The 1,125-nt window shown below is 38.8% G+C and carries 1 pseudogene; it reads left to right on the top strand.

Annotated features, from left to right (window positions below):
- Window positions 1–1,125: pseudogene (pepO, locus tag AB0N03_RS52475) on the top strand (endopeptidase PepO); the annotation flags it as partial.

Raw genomic sequence — 1,125 nt, 5'->3', positions numbered from 1 at the left:
CTGGATTTAAAATCTTTAATTAAAGATTTAGTAAAAACTGAACCTGATAAAGTCATTGTTTACGAAGATCGTTTTTATGAATCATTTGATTCACTTATCAATGAAGAAAATTGGTCACTCATTAAAGCTTGGATGCTGACAAAAATTGCACGTGGCGCTACTTCTTTCTTCAATGAAGACCTTAGAATTCTTGGTGGAGCTTATGGACGTTTCCTTTCAAATGTTCAAGAAGCAAGAAGTCAAGAAAAACATCAACTTGATTTGACTGAGTCTTATTTTAGCCAAGTGATTGGTTTATTCTATGGTAAAAAATATTTTGGTGAAGCTGGTAAGGCCGATGTCAAACGGATGGTCACTGCAATGATTAAAGTTTACCAAGCGCGTTTGTCTAAAAATGAGTGGCTCAGTCAAGAAACAGCTGAAAAAGCCATTGAAAAATTGGATGCTATTACTCCTTTCATTGGTTTCCCAGATAAATTGCCTGAAATTTATAGTCGTTTAAAAACAACTTCTGGCTCTCTCTATGAAGATGCCCTTAAATTCGATGAAATTTTGACTGCTCGAACTTTTGAAAAATTCTCAGAAGATGTTGATAAAACAAGCTGGCATATGCCTGCTCATATGGTCAATGCTTATTATAGTCCTGATAGTAATACAATTGTTTTTCCAGCAGCAATTTTGCAAGCTCCTTTTTACTCTCTTGAACAATCTTCATCACAAAATTACGGTAGAATCGGCACAGTTATTGCTCACGAAATTTCTCACGCTTTTGATAACAACGGTGCCCAATTCGATAAAGAAGGAAATTTGAACAAATGGTGGTTAGATGAAGATTATGAAGCTTTTGAAGAAAAGCAAAAAGAAATGATTGCACTCTTTGACGGCGTAGAAACCGAAGCTGGTCCAGCAAACGGAAAACTCATTGTGTCAGAAAATATTGCTGACCAAGGAGGAATTACAGCGGCACTGACAGCAGCTAAAGATGAGAAAGACGTTGATTTGAAAGCTTTCTTTAGTCAGTGGGCTAAGAGCTTGAACAGCGCGGGCGTGACCAGGTTCACCCGGACGTCGGTGGTCTGCGCGGACAGCACGACCGCGACCAGCAGTTCCAGCGGAGTGGTGAAG

Origin of the sequence: Amycolatopsis sp. NPDC051061, from assembly GCF_040682935.1 — a bacterium.
GTDB lineage: Bacteria > Actinomycetota > Actinomycetes > Mycobacteriales > Pseudonocardiaceae > Amycolatopsis.
The sequence above is the reverse complement of the archived record's forward strand: the minus strand, read 5'-3'. Positions and strand labels throughout refer to the sequence as shown.